The following is a 26,652-nucleotide window of genomic DNA, read 5'->3' on the forward strand; positions in this document are numbered from 1 at the left end:
TCGCACGCCCCGGCGCGGTTAGGATCCCGAGCGGAAGATGCGCCACTTCGTCGGACTGAAACGAACTTTCGAACCGATGGAAACCTCGGCGGAAAGCGGCAGCTCGATCTCGATATGGTGGGCAGGCCCCTCCCCCGATGTATCAAGTTCCGCGATACGCGTTCCAGCCAGGCGCCGCTGCGCGGTCACCGTCCCTTGAATGCTCTCCGGACCATCGGACAGCACGATATCCTGGGGGCGGAAGTAGAGATGGCCAGGTCCGTCGGCTTCGCCGGCCGCGAGTGCCACTTCGGCACCCTGGAAGACAACATGTCCGTCCTTGACCGTGACCGGCAGATGCGAGGACTCGCCAATGAACGAGAAGACAAAGGACGAATTTGGCCGATCGTAAACATCGTCGGCCGTTCCGACCTGCTCCACCTTGCCCTGGCTCATAACCACGACACGGTCGGCCAGTTCCAGCGCCTCTTCCTGGTCATGCGTGACGAAGAAGGTGGTATGGCCGGTACGGTCGTGAAATTCGCGCAGCCAGCGCCGCAGATCTTTGCGCACCTTGGCGTCCAGCGCGCCGAATGGCTCGTCGAGCAGAAGAACCGACGGCTCGATGGCCATGGCACGCGCCAGCGCCACGCGCTGCCGCTGACCGCCCGACAACTGAGCGGGATAACGCTTGTCCAGACCCTCGAGCTGCACCATCGCCAGAAGATCGGCAACACGCGCCTTGATCTCCGCCTTGCTCGGCCGCGTGCCGCTCGGGCGCACTCGAAGACCAAAGGAGATGTTCTCGGCGACCGTCATGTGCTTGAACAGGGCATAGTGCTGGAACACGAAACCGACGTGACGTTCCTGCACGGACTTGAACGAGGCATCCTCGTTTCCGAAGAAGATCTGCCCTTCTGTCGGCTGTTCGAGGCCAGCAATCAGGCGCAGCAGCGTCGTTTTCCCGGAGCCGGAAGGTCCGAGCAGCGCGATGAGTTCGCCCTTCTGGACAGAAAGGGAAACATCGTGAAGCGCCGGAAACTGGCCGAACTCCTTCCTGATGTTCTTGATGGCGACTTCCATGGGACCCCTTTCAGTGCTTCCGCGTGCCGGAGAGTTCAGCACTGTACCGGATTTCGAGGATCGTCTTCAGCGCAAGGGTTACAAGCGCGAGGACGGCCAGGAGCGTCGATACGGCGAACGCCGCGACGAAGTTATATTCGTTGTAAAGAACCTCGACATGCAGAGGCATTGTTTCCGTCAAGCCGCGAATATGGCCTGAGACCACCGAGACTGCCCCGAACTCGCCCATGGCGCGCGCGTTGCAAAGCAGCACGCCATAGAGAAGGCCCCATTTGATATTGGGCAGCGTCACATACCAGAAGGTCTGCCAGCCGTTGGCACCGAGAGACAGTGCCGCCTCCTCGTCACCGGTGCCCTGCTCCTGCATCAGCGGAATAAGCTCGCGCGCAACGAAGGGAAAGGTGACGAAGATGGTGGCGAGAACAATGCCCGGGATCGCAAACAGGATTTCGATGCCATACGACTTGAGCCAGGGCCCGAGCACGCTGTTTGCGCCGAACAGAAGGACATAGACCAGCCCCGAGATGACCGGCGAGATCGAAAACGGCAGGTCGATCAACGTCGTCAGGAAGGCCTTGCCGCGAAACTCGAACTTGGCAATGGCCCAGGCCGCAGCGACCCCGAAGACCAGGTTGAGCGGAACGGCAATCACAGCGACCGTAAGAGTGAGGCGGATGGCCGAGAAAGTATCGGGTTCGGCCAGCGCTTCGAAGAAAGCCGGCACACCCTTGCGAAAGGCTTCAATGAAGACCAGGAGCAGGGGCAGCAGGAGGATGATCGCCATGAAGCCCACGGCAATCGCGATCAACACAACGCGCGCCAGAGGGGTTTCAGTCGCAGGATCGTGAAAACGCACGTGACGCTCAGCGGACATTGGCGAACCTCCGGCGGCTCCAGGCCTGAAGCAGATTGATCAGCAGAAGCATGGAGAAGGAAATGACCAGCATGATTGCGGCGATGGCGGTCGCGCCGGCGTAGTTGAATTCTTCGAGCCGGATAACGATCAAAAGCGGCGCGATTTCGGACACATAGGGAATATTGCCTGCAATGAAGATGACCGAGCCATATTCACCGACCGCACGAGCAAAGGCCAGCGCAAATCCGGTGAGGATGGCAGGCGACAGGCTGGGCAGAACAACCATGCGCACGGTCTGGAAACGGGTGGCGCCAAGCGTTGCCGCCGCCTCTTCCACTTCGCGGTCCACTTCTTCCATGACCGGTTGCACGGTGCGCACCACAAAAGGAAGTCCGATGAAGATGAGGGCCACCACGATACCGGCCGGCGTGAAGGCAATCTTGATGCCGAGAGGAGCAAAGAGTGCGCCGATCCAGCCGTTCTGCGCATAGAGAGCAGCAAGTGCGATACCAGCGACCGCCGTCGGCAAGGCAAAGGGCAGGTCGACGATGGCGTCGAGCAAGCGTCTGCCGGGAAAATCATAGCGCACCAGGACCCAGGCGACGATCACGCCGAAGATCACATTGACGATTGCCGCGATGAGTGCGGCGCCGAAGGAGATCCTAAGGGCGAGCAGCGTGCGTTCGTCGGAGAGAATATCGAGGAAGCCACCAATCCCGAGCGAACTTGCCCGCACGACAAGGGCTACAAGCGGAATGAGGATGATCAGGGTGAGGTAGGAAAGCGTATAGCCCAGCGTCAGCCCGAAGCCGGGCAGAATGCTCGGCTGGCGCCATGTTCGCTTCCTCGCTGTACTCATCAATATGCTCCCGGCCTGCTCCGCGCAGACCGCGGTGTGTCGCCATTCATAGCGAGGCTAATCGCCGAAGAAAGGAAAATCCTTCCATTCCGCGCCGTCTCAGTAGAAATTCAGGTATGTCGCGTCCATGGCGATCATGAGAGCGTGCTGCAAATGGCAGAGGAGTTCACGCAAAACAGGTGGAATGCCGCGTCTGCAGCTTGTGAAACAAACACTCAAAAACTATTTACGAACTGGGAAATGTTTGTCTATGTGCACACCGGCACGTGGCACGGGACAGCAGGCACAGACATGCTGACGAAAAAGGGCAAATACGGACTGAAGGCTTTGGTCGATCTTGCGCGACTGGGCCCGGGCGAAACTGCGTTCGTCTCCGAGATTGCAATTCGCAACAATATCCCGAAAAAATTCCTCGACACCATCCTGCTGGAACTGCGCAACACCGGCATCCTGCGGTCTAAGAAAGGCCCGAACGGCGGCTATTCGTTGTCGAAGCCGTCCGAGGACATCATGATTGGACAGGTGATCCGGGCCCTGGATGGTCCGCTCGCGCCGATCCGCTGTGCCAGTCGAACCGCTTTCGAAACCTGCGACGACTGTCAGGATCCTGAAACCTGCCAGGTGCGCGTTTCGATGACCGAAGTCCGCGATGCCATTGCCTTGATCCTCGACAACATGTCGCTATCAGAGTTCGTCGCCAAGGAAAATGCGGCGGCGGAGACGTTTGTCGCCGGCGAGTGAGCCTGTATTCGTCGGCCCGGGAGAACACCCGGATGATCGCTTCAGAATGTATCCGTTGCCCAGAAAAGCGGGCAACGGCGCGTTCGACGGTCAGAGTACCACGATGATCATCGCCACGAAGAGGATCGAGGCGACCAGAGCGGCTCTGCCAAGAAACCCATGAAGGCCCCAGCGTTTCTCTGCTTCCGGGTGGCTGACACTCTTTGGCGGATATCCAACATAAGCCATGGTCGACCTCATAGAACCGGGAAGTAGCCAAGGCCCCAGAAGGCCCGATCGGCAGCCTGGCGACGGTCGTCTTCCGCGCCCGGTTGATCATCGCCCGCGCGGCTCACCACCGTATCGCGATCATCGTCGCGAGTAGCCTCATCGCCTTGGGCGCGGCGGAATGCTTCGAAGAAATCAAACGAGAACAGGTTGAAGCCATTGGGCATGTCATGTGCCTCCTTCTTCGCGGTTACAGACACAGTTTTGCCGTAATCCCCACTCCAGTCAACACAATCTACCAAATTACTATTCTATATTCTCGGGACTTTCAGCAAATTCCGTTTCAGCTCCCACATCTTCAAAACATCCGGTGCCCGTTAAAAGATCCGGCTACGCGAAAGAAAACAGCCAGCGTCCCGGTCCATCCCCTGGCCGGCATCCGTTCAACAAAAAACCCGAATCGGAAGGTCCGATGCGGGTCCTTTAATTCACACTGCGAAGAGGTCAGCGCGGCTTGTAGATCTGGTCGAAGATGCCGCCATCGCCGAAGTGTTCAGGCTGCGCCTTTGCCCAGCCGCCAAACAGCGGATCGTCGATCGAGACAAGCTTGATCTCCGGAAGCTGCTTGAGGAGTTCCGGCTTCACCAGTTCCGGCTTTGAAGGGCGATAGAAGTGCTTGGCCGCCAGGTTCTGGCCTTCTTCCGAGTAGAGATAGGCAAGATAGGCTTCAGCCTGCTTGCGCGAGCCCTTGGCATCGACATTGGCATCGACGACCGTGACCGGCGGCTCGGCCAGAATGGAAATCGGCGGAACCACGATATCGAAGGAGTCGGGTCCGAATTCCTGACCGGCAAGATAGGCTTCGTTTTCCCAGGCAAGCAGGACGTCGCCGATCTGGCGCTGCGCAAAACTCGTCAATGCACCCCGTGCGCCTGTATCGAGAACCGGCGCCCGCTTGTAGAGCTCACCGATATAGTCCTTGATCTTCCCCTGATCGCCGCCGAACTCTTCGTTAGCCCAGGCCCATGCAGCGAGGTAGTTCCACCGCGCACCGCCCGAGGTCTTCGGGTTCGGCGTCACGATCTGGACGTCACCTTTCACCAGGTCGCCCCAGTTCTTGATGCCCTTGGGATTGCCCTTGCGAACCAGGAAGACGATGGTCGAGGTATAGGGCGAGGAATTGTTCTCCAGACGGCCACGCCAGTCGGGCTTGATCTTGCCGGTCTCCTTGACGATGGCATTGATATCGCCTTCCAGAGCAAGGGTAACGACGTCGGCATCAAGGCCGTCGATAACAGCGCGCGCCTGCTTTCCGGAACCGCCATGCGACTGCTGGACGCTCACATCCTCACCGGTCTCCGCCTTCCAGTGCTTGGCAAAGGCCGCGTTATATTCCTTGTAGAATTCGCGCGTCGGATCATAGGACACGTTGAGCAGGGTCGTCTGGGCAAAAGTCGACGTGGCGCCAGAAAGCGTCAGAGCAAGACCGAGCGCGGCCACGAGGCTCTTGGATATGAGAGACATCAGTTCCTCCGTAGTTGGACGAGAGAAAGCCTACCGAATGAATAGACTTAGTCAATTGCCTGTCTGAGAAAGGGAAAACTGGTTTCTTTTCAGCTCTCAGCTTAGCACGATCTCGGGAAACGGCAGGTCCGCTCAGGCGACCGATCTACGTAGATATTGATCCATGGAAAACCATTTCTCGCCTTACAGAACTGAACTGCGTTGCGGGCAGAAATTTTAGGGATGCCAGCACAACCAGCCGCGGCGCAAGGTGCTGAGTGGTGAATACCGGATCATGAAGACAAGGACGGGCGGACGCCCAAGGCGATCACGCCCCGCAGCATTGATGCGCCACGGAGCGATGGAAGAGACGCAGGTCTGTCGGGGAGGACCGCCTCGGTTGTCGCGAGGATCGAATAATGGCCGATGCTCAAACCGGCATGCCACGCCCGCCTCCACCGACATGAGTGATGGAGACGGGCGACGTTTCTGCTTGGGAGGGATCTTCAGGCAGCCGGTTGCTTGGTCTTGCGCAGGTAAGGCAGAACCGTATCGAAGGACCCGAAGCGCGTCAGCGCATCTTCGTTCGACACAGCCGCCGTGATGATGACATCATCCCCCTGCTTCCAGTTTGCCGGCGTTGCCACCTGGTGTTTGGCTGTCAGCTGGATCGAATCGATCGTGCGCAGGATCTCGTCGAAGTTACGACCCGTGGTCATGGGATAGGTCAGGATCAGCTTGATCTTCTTGTCCGGCCCGATCACGTAGACCGACCGCACCGTTGCGTTGTCGGCCGGGGTGCGACCTTCCGAGCTGTCGCCTGCATCTTCCGGCAGCATGTCGTAGAGCTTCGCCACCTTCAGCTCCTTGTCGCCGATCAACGGGTAGTCAACCTCGAAACCGGTTGCGACCATGATGTCCTGCTTCCATTTGGAGTGGCTCTCGACAGGATCGACAGAGATGCCGATGACCTTGACATTGCGCTTGGCAAATTCGTCTGCGAGACCGGCCATGGCACCCAGTTCCGTGGTGCAGACAGGCGTGAAATTCTTTGGGTGCGAGAACAGAACAGCCCAGCTGTCGCCGATCCAGTCGTGAAACGTGATGGTGCCCTGGGTCGTCTCCGCAGTGAAGTCAGGGGCAGTCTGGTTGATACGCAAGGTCATGGAAAATCCTCCTGAGGTTGGCAACAGTCAAACCCAAAATCGGCAACCAAGGAAGCGCGTGCATGTCAATTCCTCCCCCTGAACCGATGGATCTTTGCAGCAAAGGGGTGTCTGCGAGTTGATTTTTCCATTTGGGTCGATTGGCCAAGGGCAACCGGATAGGGAGCACCGCGAAACGCAAATGGCGGCCCATGCCAAGGCCGCCATTCAAATAGAGTGAAGGGGAGTGCTGCCCCCCCGTTGAGAGAGGATCGCTCAGATCTCGGCCGTCACTACGTCTGCTTGGGCATCCGTGCGGTCCTCGGCCGAGGGACGTTTGACCCGGAACCACACCACATAGAGCGCGGGCAGGAAGAGCAGCGTCAGCACCGTCCCGACGATGATGCCGCCCATCATGGCATAGGCCATCGGCCCCCAGAAGATCTCGCGCGAGATCGGAATGAGCGCCAGACTGGCGGCCGCAGCCGTCAGCATGATCGGCCGCATCCGGTGTTCGGTGGCTTCTTGGACAGCCTCCCAGGCATGCTTGCCGGCTTTCCGCAGGGTATCGATCTGCACCACCAGAATGACCGAGTTACGGATCAGGATCCCGATAAGCGCGAGAACCCCGAGGATGGCGACGAAGCCGAGCGGTGCACCGCTGGGCAGGAGCGCGGCGACCACACCGATCAGCCCGAGCGGCGCCACGATGATGACCATGAACAGGCGCTGGAAGCTCTGCAGCTGGAACATCAGGATGGTCGTCATCGTCAGGAGCATGAGCGGCACGACGGCAACGATCGGCGCCTGGCTCTTGGCGCTACTTTCGACCGAGCCACCTGCTTCTACCGTATAGCCGTCCGGCAGCTTTTCACTGAAGGCTGCAATCGCGGTCTTCAGCTGCTGGTCAATAGTCGCCGGCTGGGTCGCATCCACGATTGCTGCTTTCAAAGTGATCGTCGCCATACGGTCGCGACGCCAGATGATCGGCTGTTCGAGCTCGTAGTGGAAGTTGGCGATCGCAGCGAGCGGCACGGCCTCGCCGTTGCTACCGGGCAGCTGCAGATTGCGCAGCGTCTCGATCGACTCCCGCTCCGCCTTCGGCGCCCGTCCGACGACATCGACGAGATAGATGCTGTCGCGGATCTGAGTGATTGTCGAACCACCCGTGAGGTTGTTGAGTGCCGAGGCTATGTCGGAGGAGCTGACACCCAACTGACGGGCCTTGTCCTGCAGCAGATCGACCTTCACGACGCGCGCAGGCTCATTCCAGTCAGAGACGATCCGGCCGAGACGAGAATCCCTGCCAATAACGGTGCTGAGCTCCGATGCCAGGGTACGAACCTTCTGCGGATCAGGCCCCGAAACGCGATACTGGATGGGACGGCCGACCGGCGGTCCAAGTTCCATTTTTTTCACGAAGACGTCGGTGCCCGGATATTCGACGACAGCTGCTTTCGACAACGCGTCGATTAGCCGGTCGCGCGCTTCCACGTCCTTGGCAACGATGACCATTTCGCCGAAATTGTTGGAGTTCGGCTGGACGTCGAAGGAGAGCACGAAGCGCTTGGCACCCTGGCCCACATAGGACGTCCAGTGCTCGATGTCTTCGTTACCCACGAGATGCGCCTGTTCGAACGCGTCCATCTCTGCCTTGGTCTGCGCCAGCGTGTAGTTCTGCCGGGCAGTCCAGTCGACGATCAACTCGGGCCTGTCGGATGACGGAAAGAACTGCTGCTGCACGAAGCCCATGCCATAGATCGAGGCCGCAAACATCGCCATGGTCGCAAGGATCGTCAGCTTCGGCCAGGTCATGCATGTCTGCAACAGACCACCGAAGACCCGCGTGACGATCCCCTTGTGGTCGCCATGCTTCTTCATGGTCTTCGGCAGGATCAATACGCCGAGCAATGGCGCGAAAAGGACAGCGACGATCCAGGACACGATCAAGGAGACGCCAATGACGACAAAGAGAGTGAAGGTGAATTCACCGGCCGCGCTGTCATTGAGCCCGACGGGAATGAAGCTTGCAACCGTCACCAGGGTGCCGGTCAACATCGGAAACGCCGTGGAGGTCCAGACTGCCGTTGCCGCCTTGGTAAGAGGCTCACCCTCCTCAAGCTTGGACACCATCATTTCGATCGCGATCATGGCGTCGTCCACGAGCAGGCCAAGCGCGATAATCAGCGCGCCGAGCGAAATGCGCTGCAGCGAAATGCCCAGATATTCCATGAAGACGAAGGTGATGGCGAGAACGAGCGGAATGGAGACAGCAACCACCAGGCCCGCGCGCATGCCAAGGCTGATGAAGCTGACAACCAACACGATCACGATGGCTTCGAACAGTGCCTTGGTGAACCCGCCAACGGCCTCATCGACCACGACGGCCTGATCGGCCACATGATGCACGCCGATACCAACGGGCAGATCAGCAATGACCTTGTCCATCTTCTCTGTCAGAGCTTCACCGAAATGCAGAAGGTTGGCACCTGGCTTCATCCCGATCGCAAGCCCGATCGCTGGCTGGCCGTTCACACGGAACAAGGGCTGCTGCGGATCGGAGTAGCCGCGTGTGATCGTCGCTACGTCACTGAGGCGGAAAAATCGGTCGTTCACGCGCAAATTTATGTTACGCAACGCATCGTCGGACGCGAATTGACCTGAGACACGCAGATTGATGGTTTCGGCGCCGGTCCTCAGCGTACCCGAGGCGACAACCGCGTTCTGATTCTGGAGAGTTTCGAGGATCTGCTGCTGCGTGATCCCGAGAGCTGCCATCTGCTTCGTCGACAGGTCGAGATAAACAACCTCATCCTGTGCCCCGATCAGATCGACCTTGCCGACATTCGGCACGGCGAGGATCTGCTGGCGGGCCGCTTCGAGATAATCGCGCAGCTGGCGCTGCGTCAGCCCATCCGCAGTGAAGGCATAAATGTTGCCATAGACGTCACCGAAACTGTCGATGTAGGCCGGACCTTGAACACCCGACGGCAGATCTGCCGAGATGTCGTTGATCATGTTGCGGACCTTCACCCAGGTCGGCTTCACATCCGCAGCCTTGGTGTTTTCCCGCAGATTGACATAGATCGTCGTCTGGCCCGGAGTGTTGATGCTCTTGGTATAGTCGAGCGATTCCAGTTCCTGCAGCTTCTTCTCGATCCGGTCAGTCACCTGACTGGTCATTTCGTCGACCGACGCACCCGGCCAGGAGGCCTGGATCAGCATCGTCTTGATGCTGAAGTCGGGATCTTCTTCGCGACCCAGATTGATGTAGGACAAGACGCCCGCCACCATCGACAGGATCATGAAGTACCAGACGAGCGACTTGTGCTGCAGCGCCCATTCCGAAAGATTGAATGACTTGATCATAGCGAGTTCTCGTTCGAAATGCGGATGGGCTGGTTGTCGGTGAGCGAATTGACGCCGGCCGAAACAATGCGGTCTCCTCGGCTAATACCGCTGATGACGTCGAAGCCGCCGCCGGAAGATGGCTTCACCTCGACAGTCCGCTTGGAGACGATGTGCTTGTCCGCGTCGATAACCCAGACGAACGGTGTTTCCGCAGAACCACCGACAGCGCTCTGCGGCAACCACAGATGATCATCCGTGCCGGCAACCGGCGATGCGGAGACGGTGCTTCCCAAACGATAGCTGTCGGGTGGTGCGTCGAGCGCAATCTTCGTCCGACGGCTGCGGGTGGCAGCATCGGCCTGTGGCGCAGTCTCGCGCACCGTCCCGCGTACCTTCTGTGCCGGATTCGCCTGTAGCGTGATCTCGAACGGAGTACCGATCGTCGTCAGCGCGTCGTAACGGTCCGGAATATCGACGACTGCATCGCGCGCCTCCAGCCGTGCGACCGTCACCACGGTCGTTCCGGCCGAGACTACCTGTCCGACTTCGGCCGAGACTGCAGAAACCACACCATCCGTATCGGCGGTGAGCGTGGCATAGCTCAGTTGTTCGCGCACCTTGTCGAGGCTCGCCTGCAGCTGCACGACGGTCGCTTCTGCCGCTTCGCGGGACTGAACGGCCTCGTCCAACTGCTCGCGCGTGCTGGCATTCGACGCGACCAGCGTCTTCTGCCTCTGTTCGTTGACCCGTGCGAGGTCGAGTTTGGCGACGGCAGAGGCGAGGTCCGCATCCGCTTGCTTCACGCTCAGCTGCAAGGCCGTGGAATCCAGGTTTGCCAGAACCTGGCCCTTCTTCACGAGATCACCGACATTGACGTGACGCGCGGTGATGCGGCCGAGAACCTGGAAGCCGAGATCCGCGCTAAACTTGGCCTCTACGGTTCCGGTGAAGCCGGCGATGACAGCCGCGCGTGGTTCGGCCACGACAAAAAGAACCGGACGAACGGGCTCGGCGGCCTCTGGCGCCTCCTCTGAACACGAGGAGAGAACCGTAGCAATCAGCATGAGCGGGAGAATGATGGGAGCTCTCATTGAGCCGCTCCTTTCGAAATGGCGACTTTCTGTTGCTCTCTCAGAAACTGGACGCCGTCGACAACAACGAGTTCACCGGGTTCGAGACCGGATGCGAGGACGACCCGGTCAGCATCATAGCGCTCGACCTGGACCGGCTTGAGTGTCGTCGTAAGGGCATCCTTGTCGACGACCCACACGGCAGATTTGCCCTCTTTCGAGAACATCGACTGCCACGGGATTGAGATGCGATCCTGCTGCGCCATCACCACATCGGCAACAATGGCCGCACCGAGCGTCATCTCCGGCGGCGGGTTCTCGATCGAGAGCTTGACGCGCACCGTTCCAAGCGAGCGATCGAGAGTAGGACTGATTTCGCGAACCTTCGCCGGCACCGAAATCTCCGGCCGCGACAGCAGGCTGACCGTCAGGGAAATCGGATTGGCGCCGGTGCTCAAGGCGTTTTCCTGCACATTGAACACCGCATCGCGAGCGCCGTCATGAGCAAGCGTGAACACGGTGCTGGAAGCCTGGACCACCTGCCCGACTTCCACGTCACGCGCGGTGATGGTGCCGTCAGCATCGGCCTTCAGCTCTGTCTGCTCCAGAGCTTCCTGCGAAGTCTCAAGAGCAGCCTTGGCGGCATCCAGATCCTTCTGCGCCGAAAGGAATTCTTGCTGGGCGCTGTCGACTTCCTGCTGCGACAGCGCGCCCGTCTGAATGAGTGTCTTCCGCCGGTTCAACACGGAACTGGATTTGCGCAAGGTGGCTTCCTGAGCCGCAACGCCCGCCTTGGCGGATTCGATGTCTGCCAGCTGCTCTGTCGGATCCAGAGTGGCGAGCACCTGCCCCGCCTTTACCCGGTCTCCAACGCTGACGTGACGCTCGATCACCCGACCGCTGACCTTGAAGGACAGGTCGCTCTGGACCCGAGCCTTGATTTCTCCGGTTCCAGCGGCACGTATGACATCATGGTCCACCTTGGCGACTTCGACTGTCACAAGGGGAACCTCGGCTTCGGCTTTTTTCGACTGATCCTCACAAGAGGAGAGCGTGAGCATGGACAGGGTCGCCAGCAACGACACTTTCCATAATCTGCCGGTGTGGCGCAGGCCTTTGGATGGGTTGAGCATAGGGGTTTCCGAAGTGAGGTGGCAGACGGGTGGTCTTTTATTCATCATCCATTGAATATATGTCGAACAATTGGACTAAAGTCAATTCGGAGGAAATTTTACAAATGACACCAACGGAGCGACAGAGAGGACGCCCTAGAAAGGGCGACGAACACGGTACCGAGAGTATTCTGGAAGCGGCATTGGCAAGCTTTGCCGAGCATGGCTTCGACAAAACGCCGCTTCGGCTGATAGCCACCAAGGCCGGAGTCGACGTCGCATTGATATCTTACCGGTACGGCTCAAAGTTCGGACTTTGGAAAGCCGTCGTAACCTCTGTCGCCGAAGAATCGCTCCAGCAAATCGAAGACTTCTTGCGTCATGCAGAAACGCTGCCGATGGACCAGCGGCTTCAGTTCATCTGTACCAGGCTGGTCGCCAACATCTTTCAGCGGCCCGCATTTTCAAAGGTTCTGCTTTCAGAGGTTGTCGCTAATATAAGCATAGAGCGTAAAGAACTGATTAGTGGGACTCTTATGAAGCCAACACATGATCTAATCATGTCGTCGCTGCGGAAAATGGGGCTGATCAGAGATGCAGACAGCCAACCCGATCCCGGATTGTCACTCACCATGGCAATTGCGTCCACCGGCCTGATATCCTCGACTGGCGACTTTGCGACCCGGTTTACGGAAATTGGCGACGATCAGGAAAAGCTGCGCGCGCATCTCGCCAAGCTGCTCTGCCGAATTCTGAAACAGAACTGACCAGCCCCATGCGCCATTGCTGCGGAGCGCGACTGATATCGCGACCAGGCGACAACTATGGCGTCAGCTTGTGGTAACGTTTCCACATGGGGAGTTGACTGCAATGAAATGCTCCACTAGCCTGTGTGGAAACGTTACCACATTGGGAGGAAAATCGATGAAACTGGCGCGGTTCAACCGCCTTTTCGGCACGTCTGGAAACTGCTTCGACGTGGCCATCGACCACGGGATGTTCAACGAGCGCACTTTCCTCGCCGGCATCGAGAACATGCGCACGGCGATCGACATCATTGCAGCGGCGGCCCCCGACGCAATCCAGCTGCCACCGGGCACTGCCCCCATGCTGCAATCGATCCCTGGCAAGACCCGTCCAGCCCTCGTGCTGCGCACCGATATTGCCAATATCTACGGCAATCCGCTGCCAAGCGCCCTCTTCTCGGAAGTCATCGACCGCCCGGTTGAACAGGCAATCGCGCTCGATGCGGCTTGCGTGGTCGTCAACCTGCTGATGCTGCCGAACCAGCCGGAAGTCTACCGCGCCTGCGTGCGCAACGTGAACAGCCTGAAGCGTGAATGCGAGATCTACGGCATGCCACTGATGGTCGAGCCGCTGGTCATGCAGGACAATTCCAAGGGTGCCTATATGGTGGACGGCGCGATCGACAAGATCCTACCGCTGGTCCGCCAGGCTGCCGAACTGGGTGCCGACATCATCAAGGCCGATCCCTGCGACGACGTGACGGAATACCACCGCGTGATCGAGATCGCTCAGGGGCTGCCAGTCCTCGTTCGCGGCGGTGGCAGGGTCTCCGACCAGGAAATCCTCTCGCGCACCAAAGTGCTGATGGAGCAGGGGGCACGCGGCATCGTCTATGGCCGCAACGTCATCCAGCACGCCAATCCGGGCGGCATGACCCGTGCCTTGATGGCGATCGTCCATGACGGCGCAACCGCCGAGGAGGCGTCGCGCCACCTTAGCTAAGGCAGCGTGACGGGAGGAGGAAAGACATGAAGACATTTCGTTTCGGCGTCATCGGCTGTGGCCTGATGGGACGCGAATTCGCCAGCGCCGCCGCGCGCTGGATGCATCTGACGGACGCCAAGGCCCGGCCGGAGATCGTCGCGGTCTGCGACACCAATCCGGACCTGATGGCATGGTTTCAAACCCATGTCCCCTCGGTCCGCCAAGCAACCACCGATTACCGCGAACTGCTGGCCAATCCCGATGTCGACGCAATCTACTGCGCAGTTCCCCATGTCCTGCACGCAGAGTTCTACACGGACATTCTGAAGGCCGGAAAACACCTGCTGGGCGAAAAGCCCTTTGGTATGGACCGCGAGCAGAACCGGGCGATCATGGCAGTGTTCGCTGAACATCCGGAGCTTATCGTCCGCTGCTCGTCGGAAATGCCTTACTTCCCCGGCGCCCAGAAGGTGATCGCACTCGCGGCAAGCGGCGAGATGGGCGAGATCCTCGAAGTCGAGGCCGGCTTCCTGCATTCTTCCGACATTGATCCGAATAAGCCGATTAACTGGAAGCGCATGGAGCACATCAACGGCGCGTATGGCTGCATGGGCGATCTCGGCATGCATGTCTTGCACGTGCCGCTCCGCCTCGGCTGGCGGCCGGAAACCCTGCACGCAAACCTCGTGAAGCGAGTGACAGAGCGCCCGGATGGGAAGGGCAACACCGTGCCCTGCACCACCTGGGACAATGCAACGATCAGCAGCCGCGTACGCACCGCCGACCAGGATTTCCCGCTCGTCTTGAAGACCTGGCGCATTGCCCCGGGCGAATCCAACACCTGGTACATCCGCATCCTCGGCATGAAGAAGAGTGCCTTCTTCTCGACCAAGCAACCGCGTCAGTGGCAGTGGATGGACTACAACGGCAGCACACAGTCGTGGAACACCGAGGATCTCGGCTACGGCTCTGTCTTCCCCGCCATCACCGGCAAGATCTTCGAATTCGGTTTCGCCGATGCGATCCAACAGATGTGGGCGGCCTTCGTCGACGAACTGGCCGGCGGCACGGCAAACGGCTTCCCTTGCGCCAGCCCCGCTGAGGCTTCGGCCCACCATGCGGTGCTGACGGCAGCCCTGCAGTCCGGTCTCGAAAACCGCGTCGTCACCGTCGATTACGATTGAGGCGAGGCGATGAAACGCTCTGAAATCAATGAGGCCCTACGCTTCGCCATCGGAATGCTTGAGACCTGGCGTTGGTCGCTGCCGGCCTGGGGCCAGTGGACATCTGCAGACGTCGCGGCCAATCCCAAGGCGGCACACTATCTGCGCAGCCGCCAGCTGGGCTGGGACGTGACCGACTTCGGCTCCGGCCGCTTTACGGAGCAGGGTCTCGTCCTTTTCTGCCTGCGCAACGGCATCCTCGGTATGGACGGCGAACGCTGCTATGCGGAGAAACTGCTCTTCATTCAGGAGGGCCAGCTGACGCCAGCCCATCTGCACAAGGCCAAGCAGGAAGACATCATCAACCGCGCCGGTGGCGATCTTGTCATCGAGTTCTGCGCAGCCGACGCGGCGGATAAGACAACCGCCTCCGACGTCACCGTCCTCGTGGACGGGATCGAACACCAACTCGCCACCTGGGAACCGCTGATCCTCCACCCGGGCCAGAGCGTCACCATCCCGACCGGTCTCTACCACCGCTTCTATGGTGTCAAGGGAACCGGTCCCGTCCTGGTCGGCGAAGTCAGCCAGGTCAACGACGACCGGACCGACAATTACTTCCTGGAGCCGATCGGTCGCTTCGCCGATATCGAGGAGGACGAACCGCCCCTGCGGCCCCTCTGGAACGAGGGGAGCGTCTGATGAGAGCCGGGGAGGAGGTTCGCAACGGACATAACAGAGAACAGCGCGGCGGCATCGTTTGTGTCGGCAACTTCATCGTCGATCGCATTCACACCCTGTCCTATTGGCCGGAGCAAGGAAGCCTTGCCCACATCCTGCATCAGGACATGGGCGTCGGGGGCGGTGCAGCCAATGTGGTCACGGACCTTGCCTCTCTCGGCTTCCCGGGTCACCTTTCGGTCGCTGGCGCCCTGGGCGATGATCGGGACGGCGACTATGTGCGTGATCGCCATGCAGCCCTCGGTATCGACATCACTGGCCTTCGCACCCTGCCCGGTCATGCCACGGCCCATACCCATGTGATGAACGTACCGGGCCAGAGCCGCACCTTCTTCTATCATGGCGGCTCCAACGATCTGTTGACCGACGGCGCTATCGATCCCACGACCTATGCAGCAAGCGGTCACAGGATCTTTTACCTGGGTTACTTAATGCTCCTGCCGGCGCTTGACCGGAAGGACGAGCACGGTTCATCCGGCGCGGCCCGCTTACTGAAGGCTGCTCGGGAGGCGGGACTCATGACCTGCGTCGACTTCGTCTCCAGCGAAGACCCCGCCTTCGCCGAACAGGTGGCCGTCGCCTTGCCGCATTGCGACTATGTCATTGTCAACGAGACCGAGGCAGGCCGCGCAACCGGCATCACGGTTCGCGACGAGGCAGGATCACTGCTGATGTCCGAGGTGGAAACGGCAGGACAGAAACTGCTGGACGGCGGCGTCGCCAAGGGCGTTGTCATCCATGCGCCCGAGCTTTCCATCTGGTTTACCCCTGGCAACGCGCCGGTCAGAACACCGGCCTTTCCCGTTGATCCCAAAGCGATCGTCAGCCCCGTCGGCGCCGGAGATGCCTTCTGCGCCGCCGTGCTCTACGGCCTGCACGAGGGCTGGTCGATCGACACCATTTCCGCTGTCGCCCATCGCGCAGCGGTCCATTGTCTCGGCGGCGCGACTGCCACCGACGGCATACCCGACATGTCGGTCCTGCTCGCCGAAATCGGCGACAGCGTTCCGGCAGCCGGATAGCAGCCCGATCCCGGCGAGGAGGCCGTGATCACCCATCGAAACCTTAGGGAGGAAAGACCATGAAGAAGATCATTATCGCAGCAACGCTCGGTCTCGCGGCCAGCACAGGCATCGCCACAGCCGAAGACAAGCCGGTCATCGCCAGCATCGTCTTTCAGGGCGACCAGTTCATGAAGTCGCAGCAGGCCGGCATGCGCGATGCCGGTGAGAAGGCCGGCGCCGAAGTGCTGGAAATCAACATCGACGGCGACCAGGCCAAGGAAAGCCAGGCGATCGACACCTATATCGCCCGCAAGGTCAACGCGATCGTCATCGCCCCCGTCTCCGCCAAGAACTCGGCAGCGGCCCTGAAGCGCGCCCGTGATGCCGGTATCGTTGTCGTCGCCGTCAATGGCGGCCTGACGGAAACGGGCATCGCACAGGCAACCTTCTCGACATCGAACAAGGATCTCGGCGCAACCACCGGTAAGGCGGCCGCGAGCTTCATCAAGGAAACCCTGGGCGGCAAGGCCAAGGTTGCGATCCTCGGCTTCAAGTCTCTCCTGCCGGAACAGAGCGGCGAGCGCACCGAGGGCTTCAAGGAAGCGGCCGCTGAAGGCAACAGCATCGACGTCGTGACCGAACAAGATGCATGGCTGCCGGAAAAAGCCGTCTCGGTCGCAACCGACATCCTGACGGCCAATGCCGATGTCAACGTCATCTATGCGGCCAATGAAGGCGGCACCATCGGTGCCATGCAGGCCGTACGCAATGCCGGCAAGGCTGGCTCCGTCTACGTCTTCGGCATCGACGGTTCGGAGCAGCTGGCCAAGGGCCTGCTCTCCTCCGACAACGTGCTGCAGGCCGTAACTGCCCAGTCGCCGTTCGACATGGGTGCCAGCGGTGTGAACGCTGCGCTCGCAATCCTGAAGGGCGAAAAGGTGGAAGAACAGACTTCCGTCCCGACGCTGCTCCTGTCGCGCACAGAGCCTGATGCGGTCAAGGCCTTCGCAGAGTCGCTGAAGTAAGGCCGGCGGAGAGACCTCCATCCCGCTGGAACGGGTGCAGAGCACGACCGTGCTTTGCACCCCACTCCCCCGATTGCACGCTGGAATGCACGGAGCAACGATGGCAAACGCGCTTGAACTGCGGCACCTGACGAAACACTACGGGGCCGTCAAGGCACTGAACGACTTCAGCCATTCCTTCGCGAAAGGCCAAGTCCATGCGCTGCTCGGCAAGAACGGCTCGGGCAAGAGCACCTTCATCAAGATGCTCGCCGGTGCCGTCCAACCCACTACTGGCGAGATCCTTGTCGACGGGCGCCCCTGCAGCTTCGCCCACCCCTCGGATGCACTGAAGGCCGGCATCGTCACGGTCTATCAGGAGCTTAGTCTCGTCCCGCATCTGTCGGTCGCCGAGAACATCTATCTCGGCCGCCTGCCCCGGCACGCGAACACGCCATTCATCGACTGGCCGGGGCTCTTGCGCCAGGCCAAGACGCTGCTCCACGAAATGGGAGCCGGCGACATCGATCCGGCCCAACCGGTGTCGTGCCTCTCGATCGGCCGCCAGCAACTCGTCGAAATCGTCAAGGCGATGTCCCTCAATCCGAGCGTCCTGCAGCTGGACGAGCCGACCTCGGCGCTCGCCCAGGCAGAGGTACAGCAACTGTTCGGCCTCGTCCGGCGCCTGCGCGACCGGGGTGTGACGATCATCTACATTTCCCATCGGCTCGCCGAACTGAGCGAAATCGCCGATACCGTGACGGCCCTGCGCGACGGTCACTTCACCGGCTCGTGCCCCATGGCAGACGCGACCCCTGCCGTCATTCTCGAAATGATGTTCGGCGACATCACCCCGGTGTCACGCCCCCCTCGTCCGATCGCCGCCGGAGAACCTATCCTCAGCGTCCGCGACCTCAAGATAGAGCCGATGGTCCAAAGCGTGAGCTTCGATCTGCATCGGGGTGAAGTCTTGGGCATTGCCGGCATGCTTGGCTCCGGCCGTACAGAATTGCTGCGCGCCATTTATGGTGCCGGGCCAATCGCCGGTGGTGAAATCCGAGTGGATGGCAAGAGGGTGGAGACTGTCTCGATCCCGACCATGAAGCGCCTCGGGATCGGCTACACCTCCGAGGACCGCAAGGAGAGTGGGCTGGTCCAGATCCTCTCGATCCACGCCAATCTCTGCCTCGCCGCCATGCAGCGTTTCAGCCATCGCGGCTTCGTCACGCAGCAACGGGAACGCCCCGCTGTCGAGCGCCAGATAAAGGACCTGTCGATTAAGATCGGCAGTCCAATGCTGCCCGTCTCCAGCCTCTCCGGCGGCAACCAGCAGAAGGTCGTGGTCGGAAACTGGCTCAACAACGCCCCGCGCGTCCTGCTCTTCGACGAACCCGGCCGCGGCGTCGATGTCCAGGCCAAGCAGCAGATTTACCAGATCATCTGGTCAAAGGCCCTCGAAGGCCTGTCGAGCATCGTCGTTTCCACCGAACTGGAAGACCTCGTCGAATGCTGCGACCGGATCCTGATCCTGCGCGACGGCCACATCACCGAGGAATTCGTCAATGACGGCCTCGACCCCAAGACACTCTATGCCGCCTGCATGGCGCGGCAGATAACCCCCTGATTTCGGAGAGACCGATGACCCGCTCGGGCACCACTTTCGCGACCTTCGCACGACGCAACTCGATGCTGATCATCCTGATCGCCCTCTACATCCTCGTCGCCTTCACCGCGCGTGGTTTCATGAGCATCGACAACCAATTGAACATCCTGCGCACCATCGCGGTGCCCGGCATGATCGCCTTCGGCATGACGCTGCTGATCATCGTCGGCGAGATCGACCTCTCGGTCGGCTCGATGGTCGCAGCCTCGGCCTGCGTGCTGGCATGGCTGGTCAGCCTGATCTCCGGCGGCGCCTTCGAGCCTGATATCTGGCATGTGGTCGCGGCTGGTATACTGACGCTCGCCTTCGGCGCCTCGATCGGCATCTTCAATGGCTGGCTGCGCAATCGCTTCATGGTGCCGACCTTCATTTCGTCACTCGCAATGATGGCGACGCTTGCCGGTCTCGCCAACCTGATCACCGACGGCACGCCGATCGAATCCTTCCCCTCTTGGTATTATTTCATCGGCAGCGGCCGCATCTTCCACATCCCCTTCCCGGTCTATCTGCTGCTCCTCGCCTTTATCGTCACCCATGTGCTCGCCAACTACACGAGCTTCGGTCGATCGGTTTACGCGATCGGCGGCAATGCGGAAGCCGCGCGCCTCTCGGGTCTGCATGTCAACCGCACCCGGACCTGGTGCTTGGTCATCACCAGCCTCTTTGCGGTCGTCGGCGGCATCGTCTATTCCTCGCTTCTGAACTCCGGCAATCCGACCATCGCCAAGGGCATGGAGCTGGAAGTGATCTCCGCCGTCATCATCGGCGGTGTCAGCCTCTTCGGCGGTAAGGGCTCGATCTGGGGCGCCTTTGTCGGCGTTCTCTTCCTCGGCGTCCTGCTCAACGCCATGACGCTCTGGGGCTTCAATCCCTATGCCCAGCAGGTCGTGCGCGGCATCCTGATCCTCGGCGCCGTCTTTATCAACCTGATCATCGATCGACCGGCGGCATCCCATGGCTGAGGAAGAACATATAGAGCGCAAATCGATGCGCTGGGATCGCGGCGAAGCAACGCTGCAGAGCCTCGGCGGCATGCTCGCGCCTGTCCAGTTCAAGCTCGATGACGGACGCTCCGTCTGCCCCTTCCATGTCGCGCCATGGCACGATGAGGACATGTCCGACCAACCCGGCATCTTGCGCCGACTGCGTGGGGACTGGCCCTGCGTCCCCTTCGGCTCTCCGCCAGCGAAGTCTTTGCCGGCCCCTTGGCCCACCAAGACCACCCGCGCTGTCGACGGCGCTCTATTGCACGATCGTCATCCTCACGGTTACGGCGCGAACCACCACTGGGACCTGGATACGCCCGCCGAAAATCGCCTATCGGCAACGATCCGCTACCCAGACGATCACCCGATCGAAACGCTGGAGAGACATGTCGAGGGCGTGGCCGGACGACCGGTGATTGCCTGCAGCCTCACCATCACGCCGCGCCGGGACACCCGCCTGCCGATCGGCCTCCATCCGGTCTTTCGACTGCCAGAGCAGGAAGGCGGCGCCATTCTCGATGTTGGTCCACACGGTACGGTGTGGTCACATCCTCTGGACGAAGAAGCGCCCAGATCTCTGGTCCAGCCAAACCGCCACTTCGAAGGCCTCGATGGACTATGGAGCAGGCAGGATCGACCGCTGTCACTCACCCGCCTCCCCCTCGCAGAGCCCTCCGAGACCCTGTTGCTGTTGACGGATATTTGCGGCCGGGCAGTTCTGACCAACCACGCGGAACGGTATCGGGTGACGCTTCAGTGGGACCCGCTGATCTTCCCAAGCCTCATGCTGTGGATATCAAATCGCGGCCGAACCCACCGCCCCTGGAACGGCCGCCACTTGGCGCTCGGCATTGAACCTGTACGGGCAGCCTTCGATCTCGGCGCACGCATATCGGCCAATCCCAATCCGCTGCAGCAGGCAGGAGTAGAGACCTGCTACCCGTTTAAGGCAGGATCTCCCCTCACAACCCATTACCGGATCGGTGTCGAAGCCGTCTGAAGGTCTCAGCCCTGGCGGCCCCCCGCAGCAGGCCCCGTCGACTCCCGCTCGATCAGACGAACAGGCAACCGGACCCGGCTGACGGGACGGCGTTCCAGCCCCTGCTGCCGATCGACCAGACGTTCTTCAAGCCTTCTTGTGGCTTCGAGCGCAACCTCGCGAATGGGCTGTGCGACGGTCGTCAGCCGCGGCAGGACATAACTTGCTTCCGGCAGATCATCAAACCCGATCACTGAGCAGTCGTCCGGCACGGTCCGGCCCATGTCACGGGCCGCATGGATGGCCGCGACGGCGGCGATATCGGTGGTGCCGATGATCGCGGTCACCTCAGGGCGTTGCTCAAGGACCATACGCGCCAGCCCATAGGTCGCGGCGAAACTGTGCTCTTCACCGATCGCCTCGAATGCGGGCGGAGAGCCGCTCTCCTGCAGCACATCGCGAATGCCGCTGAGACGCAACTGAATCGGCTGGCTGTGTCCCGGAGCGCCGACGACGGCGATATGCCGGTGCCCGAGACCCGTCAGATGTCGTGCCATGATGCGCCCGCCCTCGGCGTGATCGGCCATGAACACATCGTCAGAGATCCCAACGAGCTCTCGGTCGATGGCAATAATCGGGATGCCGGAATCGACCAGCGGCTGCAGATGCGCCGTTCCACCATAGGCACTGGCGACGATGACCCCTTCCACGCGCTGCGCCCGGAGCATGGCGACGTAACGTGCTTCATGATCTTCGTTTTCGGCCGAACTGCAGATCAGTGTATGATAGCCACGCTCGAACAGTTCCCGCTCGATCGTGTTGGCCAGAATGCCGAAAAACGGTACGTCGACGGAGGGAAGCATGAGGCCAATCATCTGGCTTGCCTCGCCCCGCAGCATGCGCGCGCCCTTGCTCGGCGCATAGTTCAAATCCTTGATCGCCGCCTCGACGCGCTGGCGCACATCCGGCGAAACATAGCCGCTATTGTTGAGGACACGCGAGACCGAAGAGACCGAGGTCTCAGCAACCTTGGCAATCGTCCGAATACTGGTTGTCACGCCCCGCCTTCCCGCATCGCTTCACGAGACACTGGAGTACGCACAATTCCCGCTCCAGACAAGTTGCACGGTAAGCACACAACACCGACTTAAGGCCTACGAACCGGGGATGTCGTAACATTGCTCGCTCAGTCAGCGGACATGTCGCGCAAAGCTCGGGGCAGAGCGTTCATACATTCCACACCCGATGCCGTGACCAGGAACTGGTCCTCGATCATCAGCGCTCCGAAATTCTGGCCGTAGAAAGGCGCCTCGAGCGCCACCACCATATCGACTGCAATGAGTTCCGGATTGTTGGCCGAGAAGAAGGGCCATTCCTCGATGCCGACACTGCCGCCGACGGAATGACCGAAATGGCCACGAAAATACTCGCCAAAACCATCCCGCCGCATCGAAGACAACATGGCTGCGTGAACGGCACCGAACGTGTTGCCGGGCCGGATCTGCTCCAGCCCGGCCGCGAAAGCGGCCTCCAGCGCCTTGAACACGTCCCGCGCCAGATCCGGGACGGGGCCGTAACTGAAGGTCCGCGCACCATCCGAGGAATAGCCGTCGACAAGGGTCCCGACATCAGCCTTGATCAGGGCACCGGGTGAGACGACAGCGGCCATGTTGGAGAGATCAGGTCCGACCGAGATAAAATCCCAGTGGCCGCTGAGCGAAAACCCGTTGGCTGTCGCCGAATCCTGGGCACCGGCCTTCCAGGCAGCCGAAAGATCTGCGAGGCGAACCCCTGGGCGAATCGATTCCGCCATGCGAACCAAGCCGCCTTCAGCCGCCTGAGCGGCACGACGCAGCCGTTGAATTTCGTTTGGCGTCTTGATCGCACGCAACCGGCGCAAAACGTCAGAGCCATCCACCCAGCTGACTGTCGGCAACGCACGGCGCAACGCCTCGAAATCCGCAGCCGGCATGAATTCCAGGTCCACACCCACCCTAACATGGGAGAGCCCCCGTGCGGCAAGAAGGTCCCCCAGCAAATCAAAACACCGGCTTCTGTCGAAGGTTTCGGGTCTCGGCCCGCCGGCACCCGAACGTTGGTAACACGCGTCGATGTCGGCAAGACAAGTAGCCCCCTGAAGGTCAACACCGTCAATCCAGATTCGGTGCGTACGCAGGTCGACAGCGGGCGCCGCCAGGCGAATTGCAGGTGCTGCGTGATCGCTGGCAACGGCAGCAAGAGGAAGCGCAGCATCGGCCGGCATAAGGGCTGCGGCAGCGCCGGCCCGACCCCACATCGTGGCGACGCCCGCGGGTGCACCGATCGCATACCGGAACGCTTCCGGCTGAAACAGGACTAGGGCGTCGAGACCCGCCGCCTGCATCAGCCCCTGTGCTCTGGATCTGTCCAAATCGCTCATCGCTCGCTCCGACGTTTTCCCTGAAGCCACTTAGCCCCAGTCGACCGCAGGCGCCAGTATCGGGTGATGTCGGCGTCTCGCAACAGCTTTGAGAAATTCGTTAAACCGCCCGCGCGGATGCGCTTGGAACTTGATGACACTCCGCCACTCGAATACACCAGCAATTCTGGCGCCTGCAAAACTTGCGGCTGATCGGAAGCGCGCATGCGCAAGGCGGGTTCGGGGTTCGGGAGTTTGACATGGAGCGGCAATCCTCGGCTTCCGCACAGAGGTTCGCCACAAGAGCCACCTTCATCGCCTGGATTGGCTTTGTAGCCCTGGCGGTCACCTGGGGCGTGCAATCCTACCACAACACGGTTCGCTCTGCCGAAGACCGCGTCGCCACCTCCACCCACATCGTCGCCACCCATGCCACCTGGGTTTACGAACTGGGTGTCCAGGCCACCCGACGCATCGCCGATGCGGTGAAGGAACCCCGTGATCCGGGTAACGGCGGCACCACCGTACGGGATATCAGCGACGCCGTCGAAGGCTTGCCCGGGGCGGTCAAAGCTTATGTGGTCGACGCAGAGGGGCATACGCTCTATTCGACCGATCCGGACGTAAAGCCGATTGACATCACCGACAGGGACTACTTCTTGGCACTGAAGGAGGGCCGGACGGAATATGTATCCTCGCTCCTCATCAGCCGACTGAACAATGACCGCATCTTCGTCTTCAGCCGTCGTCTGGAGCGCGACGGAGTCTTTGCCGGGGCGGTGACTGTCTCTCTCTCCGGTGACATCATGAAGCCGATCTGGGAATCTGTCGATCTTGGAGGCAGCTTTTCGGTCGGCTTTATCCGTAACGACGGCATGCTCGTTGCCCGCTATCCGAAGCCGGATCGCGAACTCGACATGAGCAATCATCCTCTCTTCACGCGCTATCTCAAAACGGCAGAGGAAGGCACCTACCTTTCCGAGGTATCTCCGATGGACGGCGTGCGCCGTCTGGTCGGTTATCGCAAAGTCGACGGAACGCCGTTTATCGCGATCGCCGCCGCCGATTACGGTCTGCTGATGCAGCCTTTCTGGCGGGACATGGCGGTTTTGGCCTCGGTCACGATTCTTGCCTGCCTTGGATCACTTGCCGCCGCCTGGCGGACTCGCCAACTGCTGAGAGATCAGGATCATCAATCCGCCGCCCTTCAGGTCGCGCTCGAGAACAATGAATTCCTGCTGCGGGAAGTCCACCATCGAGTGAAGAACAACCTGCAGTCTGTCATGTCGCTGATCCGCCTTCACATGAAGGGGAATGAGAAATCCGAAGCCCTCGGCAATCGGATCAAGGCTATGGTGGCCGTGCATGAGCAGATTTACCAACGTGATTCCTTCAGCGAGCTGGACGCGGCAGAGCTCGTTGAAACAGTAACCCACAACGTCGTTGCAGCCCATGGCGCGGACGTTCAGGTCGAGTTCGATCTGGCGCCGATGATGGTCTCCAATGATCGCGCAACCTCGCTGGCGCTCCTCGTCAACGAGTTAGTGACCAACAGTTTGAAATACGCCTTCGCCGAAGGCGAAAAAGGCAAGCTGACGCTCATTCTCCAGGCTTCTGGCGATGAGGGCTTCTGCAATCTGGAAGTGATCGACAATGGCAGGGGGTTTGACCAGGCCAATTTGTCCAAAGGCACTGGGACCCGACTTATCGAGGGATCCATCCGTCAGTTGGACGGCAGCTTCGAACTCGACGGCAGTGCGGGAACGCGTTTCAAGGCGCGGATCAAGCTGGTCTGACGGTCAGAACATCTCAGCAAAAACGCTGCTGACCTCTTCGAAACACGACCATCTGGACGAAATCCAATTAAAGCCAAGTCAACCACTGGTAGCCGGTCCGCCGAGCGTCTAAATTGGACGCCTGTAAAACATTTTCAACCTAACACTGTTGTTCGACCCGTCCATGTCCGACTTGAGAAAGCACAAGATTTGGTCCGAAGACCATCTTGAGATGCAGACATTCAGCGAGGCGGTCTTTCGCCCCTCTCTGTTTGAACGCCTGGAAAAACCAGGTCCCTTCGATATTACTGCAAATATCGCGGCAATTCAGGAAATGACGATCTGGCAGATCCAGTCCAGGTCCGGCTACAGAGTACGCTACGGGTGCCCGCAACAGCATCAGGTTGAAATTCATTTCATCGAAACAGGGCAGTTCGTCTTTCGTGCGGCCGGTGAAGAAATCGTGGCGACGGCCGGAAACGCCGTACTTCTGAAAGACACCCGCAAGGTGGAAACGGTTGCAAGCCCAGATTCGGCCAAACTAGCCATGGTCTTTCCGTTCAATCAGGTCGCCCATAATCTCAACCGCAGCCATGGCAGCGCCGGCCGGGGCTTGAGCGAATTCCGCTCGCTTATCGGACCCGACGTCACGGGCATCGATATCATCCAAAGAATTGCCACCCACCTCCTCTACGGCATCGATCCGGCAGACGACCCAGCCGACGCGGAAGGCGCGCCCGCACTGGTGCATGACGCCCTGATCATGATGTTTGCAAGCCTTTGGCCACGGACGGCTTCCGGAGAGCGAACAACATTGCCGCGTCCCCTGGAGCGCGCCATCAACTGGCTCGATCAACATGCAGACGAAGACATCTCCATCGAACAGCTCGCCCGGCGCGCCGGGGCAAGCATCCGCACCTTGCAGAATTCATTCCGGCAACATCTGTCGACGACCCCGAATGCCTATCTGCTGCAGTTACGCCTGAGCCGCGTCCACGACGATCTCCTCCATGGCCCTGCCGACCAGACGATCGAAGCGATCGCCTCCCGGTGGGGGTTTAAGCACATGGGATACTTCGCTTCTCGCTATCGTGAATTGTACGGAACATCGCCTTCGGACACCCGAAAAGCTCGCTAAAGCGACGAATAAGAATATCCTAAAGTCTCGCAGGCGCAAAAAGATCACGAAAACGCATAATTATGCGGAAGTGTGTGCAATGAATACACGCTTAAGTCTGCGTTAACACGCTGACGGCAGTGTTGCAGCATATAGAGCCTCCGTTGCGAGTCTCCAGCGTCCAC

At 60.2% G+C, this 26,652-nt stretch carries 24 protein-coding genes; 12 read left to right on the top strand and 12 right to left on the bottom strand.

Translation table 11 applies throughout. The features are described from left to right. Positions 1–18 precede the first annotated feature (18 nt). From ASE36_RS20255 to cysT, 3 genes are read right to left on the bottom strand one after another with little or no spacing between them, the layout of a single operon-like run. Positions 19–1,062, bottom strand: coding sequence for a sulfate/molybdate ABC transporter ATP-binding protein (locus ASE36_RS20255; protein WP_062284207.1), 1,044 nt, complete (start codon positions 1,060–1,062; stop codon positions 19–21). Between the two features lie 10 nt (positions 1,063–1,072). Then, positions 1,073–1,936: a sulfate ABC transporter permease subunit CysW gene (gene cysW, locus ASE36_RS20260; protein ID WP_062284211.1), complete on the bottom strand. Its 864-nt coding sequence runs from the start codon at positions 1,934–1,936 to the stop codon at positions 1,073–1,075. Then, a complete protein-coding gene (gene cysT / locus ASE36_RS20265) occupies positions 1,926–2,777 on the bottom strand; it encodes a sulfate ABC transporter permease subunit CysT (protein WP_062284213.1) in 852 nt (283 codons plus the stop codon). The genes cysW and cysT overlap by 11 nt, the downstream gene beginning before the upstream one ends. Positions 2,778–3,068: 291 nt before the next feature. On the opposite strand from cysT, the gene ASE36_RS20270 reads away from it, so the two are divergent. Further along, positions 3,069–3,518 carry an RrF2 family transcriptional regulator gene (locus tag ASE36_RS20270; RefSeq protein WP_062284296.1) on the top strand — a complete coding sequence of 150 codons (450 nt, stop codon included), beginning with the start codon at positions 3,069–3,071 and terminating at the stop codon, positions 3,516–3,518. Positions 3,519–3,608: 90 nt separating this feature from the next. Here the strand turns inward: ASE36_RS20270 and ASE36_RS22675 are convergent, their stop codons facing one another. The 7 genes from ASE36_RS22675 to ASE36_RS20300 all read right to left on the bottom strand — a co-directional run bounded on the left by ASE36_RS22675 (position 3,609) and on the right by ASE36_RS20300 (position 11,927). Then, a complete protein-coding gene (locus ASE36_RS22675; protein ID WP_156378723.1) occupies positions 3,609–3,746 on the bottom strand; it encodes a hypothetical protein in 138 nt (45 codons plus the stop codon). A gap of 8 nt (positions 3,747–3,754) precedes the next feature. After that, positions 3,755–3,952, bottom strand: coding sequence for a hypothetical protein (locus tag ASE36_RS20275; protein WP_062284215.1), 198 nt, complete (start codon positions 3,950–3,952; stop codon positions 3,755–3,757). Between the two features lie 277 nt (positions 3,953–4,229). Further along, on the bottom strand, positions 4,230–5,249 hold the full coding sequence (locus tag ASE36_RS20280; RefSeq protein ID WP_062284218.1) for a sulfate ABC transporter substrate-binding protein: 1,020 nt from the start codon (positions 5,247–5,249) through the stop codon (positions 4,230–4,232). 485 nt (positions 5,250–5,734) lie between these two features. Further along, complete coding sequence (locus ASE36_RS20285; protein ID WP_062284220.1) at positions 5,735–6,394, bottom strand: peroxiredoxin; 660 nt, start codon at positions 6,392–6,394, stop codon at positions 5,735–5,737. 255 nt (positions 6,395–6,649) lie between these two features. Beyond that, positions 6,650–9,739 carry an efflux RND transporter permease subunit gene (locus tag ASE36_RS20290; RefSeq protein WP_062284299.1) on the bottom strand — a complete coding sequence of 1,030 codons (3,090 nt, stop codon included), beginning with the start codon at positions 9,737–9,739 and terminating at the stop codon, positions 6,650–6,652. Beyond that, positions 9,739–10,815 (bottom strand): efflux RND transporter periplasmic adaptor subunit, encoded by a 1,077-nt coding sequence (locus ASE36_RS20295; RefSeq protein ID WP_062284222.1) that lies wholly within the window; start codon positions 10,813–10,815, stop codon positions 9,739–9,741. The genes ASE36_RS20290 and ASE36_RS20295 overlap by 1 nt, the downstream gene beginning before the upstream one ends. Continuing rightward, positions 10,812–11,927: an efflux RND transporter periplasmic adaptor subunit gene (locus tag ASE36_RS20300; protein WP_162244231.1), complete on the bottom strand. Its 1,116-nt coding sequence runs from the start codon at positions 11,925–11,927 to the stop codon at positions 10,812–10,814. Before ASE36_RS20300 ends, ASE36_RS20295 begins: the two co-directional genes overlap by 4 nt. 104 nt (positions 11,928–12,031) lie before the next feature. On the opposite strand from ASE36_RS20300, the gene ASE36_RS20305 reads away from it, so the two are divergent. From ASE36_RS20305 to ASE36_RS20345, 9 genes are all read left to right on the top strand, one after another. Continuing rightward, the gene (locus ASE36_RS20305) at positions 12,032–12,673 is read left to right on the top strand and encodes a TetR/AcrR family transcriptional regulator (protein WP_062284226.1); all 642 of its coding nucleotides are present in this window, start codon (positions 12,032–12,034) and stop codon (positions 12,671–12,673) included. 157 nt (positions 12,674–12,830) lie between these two features. Beyond that, positions 12,831–13,655 carry a class I fructose-bisphosphate aldolase gene (locus ASE36_RS20310; RefSeq protein WP_062284228.1) on the top strand — a complete coding sequence of 275 codons (825 nt, stop codon included), beginning with the start codon at positions 12,831–12,833 and terminating at the stop codon, positions 13,653–13,655. A 26-nt stretch (positions 13,656–13,681) separates the two neighbouring features. Beyond that, a complete protein-coding gene (locus tag ASE36_RS20315; protein ID WP_062284231.1) occupies positions 13,682–14,821 on the top strand; it encodes a Gfo/Idh/MocA family protein in 1,140 nt (379 codons plus the stop codon). A 9-nt stretch (positions 14,822–14,830) separates the two neighbouring features. Next, the gene (locus tag ASE36_RS20320; RefSeq protein ID WP_062284233.1) at positions 14,831–15,502 is read left to right on the top strand and encodes a D-lyxose/D-mannose family sugar isomerase; all 672 of its coding nucleotides are present in this window, start codon (positions 14,831–14,833) and stop codon (positions 15,500–15,502) included. Next, positions 15,502–16,563, top strand: a complete 1,062-nt coding sequence (locus tag ASE36_RS20325) for a carbohydrate kinase family protein (protein ID WP_062284235.1) — start codon at positions 15,502–15,504, stop codon at positions 16,561–16,563. Before ASE36_RS20320 ends, ASE36_RS20325 begins: the two co-directional genes overlap by 1 nt. A gap of 59 nt (positions 16,564–16,622) precedes the next feature. Continuing rightward, a complete protein-coding gene (locus tag ASE36_RS20330; RefSeq protein ID WP_062284238.1) occupies positions 16,623–17,570 on the top strand; it encodes a substrate-binding domain-containing protein in 948 nt (315 codons plus the stop codon). A gap of 100 nt (positions 17,571–17,670) precedes the next feature. After that, entirely contained in the window at positions 17,671–19,173 is a 1,503-nt protein-coding gene (locus ASE36_RS20335) for a sugar ABC transporter ATP-binding protein (RefSeq protein WP_062284240.1), read from the top strand. 14 nt (positions 19,174–19,187) lie between these two features. Continuing rightward, positions 19,188–20,174 (top strand): ABC transporter permease, encoded by a 987-nt coding sequence (locus ASE36_RS20340; RefSeq protein WP_062284242.1) that lies wholly within the window; start codon positions 19,188–19,190, stop codon positions 20,172–20,174. Continuing rightward, positions 20,167–21,198: a hypothetical protein gene (locus ASE36_RS20345; RefSeq protein WP_062611369.1), complete on the top strand. Its 1,032-nt coding sequence runs from the start codon at positions 20,167–20,169 to the stop codon at positions 21,196–21,198. Before ASE36_RS20340 ends, ASE36_RS20345 begins: the two co-directional genes overlap by 8 nt. 5 nt (positions 21,199–21,203) lie before the next feature. Here the strand turns inward: ASE36_RS20345 and ASE36_RS20350 are convergent, their stop codons facing one another. Beyond that, positions 21,204–22,235 (bottom strand): LacI family DNA-binding transcriptional regulator, encoded by a 1,032-nt coding sequence (locus ASE36_RS20350; protein WP_062284245.1) that lies wholly within the window; start codon positions 22,233–22,235, stop codon positions 21,204–21,206. A gap of 128 nt (positions 22,236–22,363) precedes the next feature. Then, positions 22,364–23,596 (bottom strand): M24 family metallopeptidase, encoded by a 1,233-nt coding sequence (locus ASE36_RS20355; RefSeq protein WP_062284247.1) that lies wholly within the window; start codon positions 23,594–23,596, stop codon positions 22,364–22,366. Positions 23,597–23,835: 239 nt separating this feature from the next. Here ASE36_RS20355 and ASE36_RS20360 point away from each other — a divergent pair, with 239 nt between their 5' ends. Further along, positions 23,836–25,371, top strand: coding sequence for a sensor histidine kinase (locus ASE36_RS20360; RefSeq protein WP_062284249.1), 1,536 nt, complete (start codon positions 23,836–23,838; stop codon positions 25,369–25,371). Between the two features lie 163 nt (positions 25,372–25,534). Further along, a complete protein-coding gene (locus tag ASE36_RS20365) occupies positions 25,535–26,488 on the top strand; it encodes a helix-turn-helix domain-containing protein (RefSeq protein WP_062284252.1) in 954 nt (317 codons plus the stop codon). Positions 26,489–26,652 lie beyond the last annotated feature (164 nt).

This window comes from Rhizobium sp. Root274 (assembly GCF_001429245.1).
Taxonomy (GTDB): domain Bacteria; phylum Pseudomonadota; class Alphaproteobacteria; order Rhizobiales; family Rhizobiaceae; genus Allorhizobium.